Here is a 913-nt window from a genome sequence, read left to right as displayed (position 1 = left end):
GTCCAGCCGCGGATTGTCAGCCTTTGGCGGCATCGCTATGCCGACCATGGCCTTGAAGGGCTGCAAGACAAGCCGCGACCGGGCAAGCAGCCGATCTATACGAAGACGACCGACAAGCGGATTCTGAAGCTGTTGGATAAGCCGCCGCCGCACGGGTTTGCGCGCTGGACCGGTCCTCTGCTGGCCGGAGCGCTGGGCGATGTTGACGTCCAATATGTCTGGCGGTTCCTGCGCAGCCACAAGATTGACCTCGCGGCTCGCAAGTCCTGGTGCGAGAGCAACGACCCGAACTTTACGGCCAAGGCCGCCGATGTTGTCGGCCTCTACGTCGCCCCGCCGGCGAAGGCCATTGTGCTATGCGTGGACGAGAAGCCTTCGATCCAGGCTTTGGAGCGAGCGCAGGGTTATCTGAAGTTGCCCAATGGCCGCGCCTTGACCGGCCAGAGCCACGATTACAAGCGGCATGGCACCACAACATTGTTTGCGGCGCTCGAAGTCGCCACCGGAAAGATCATCGCAACGCATTCAAAACGCCGTCGCCGCGTCGAGTTTCTCGATTTCATGAACAGCCTCACCGCGGCCTTTCCGAGCCGCCAGCTTCACGTCATCCTCGACAACCTTAACACCCACAAGAAGAACGAGGACTGGCTCAAGGCCCACCCCAACGTGCAATTTCATTTCACGCCGACAAGTGCGTCCTGGCTCAATCAGGTCGAGGTATGGTTTTCGATCTTGCAGGGGCAGTCGCTCAGCGGCACCTCCTTCACAAGCCTCAAGCAGCTTCAGGACCACATCGATGCCTACGTCAACGCGTACAACGACAAAGCCGAGCCCTTCGTCTGGACCAAGAAAAAGGTCCGTCAACGCCGTTTCAAAGGCCGCCGTATCACTCAGCTCTGATTCCGGGTACTAG

The 913-nt window shown here is 59.5% G+C and carries 1 protein-coding gene; it reads left to right on the top strand.

Translation table 11 applies throughout. The features are described from left to right. On the top strand, nt 1-900 hold a 900-nt coding region (locus QJT82_RS45470; protein ID WP_281446737.1), incomplete at its 5' end, for an IS630 family transposase. Between the last annotated feature and the right edge of the window lie 13 nt (nt 901-913).

Origin of the sequence: Bradyrhizobium sp. Mp19 (genome assembly GCF_029952935.1) — a bacterium.
GTDB lineage: Bacteria > Pseudomonadota > Alphaproteobacteria > Rhizobiales > Xanthobacteraceae > Bradyrhizobium > Bradyrhizobium elkanii.
Note: the sequence above shows the minus strand (reverse complement) of the source record. Positions and strands in the feature narration are given on the sequence as shown.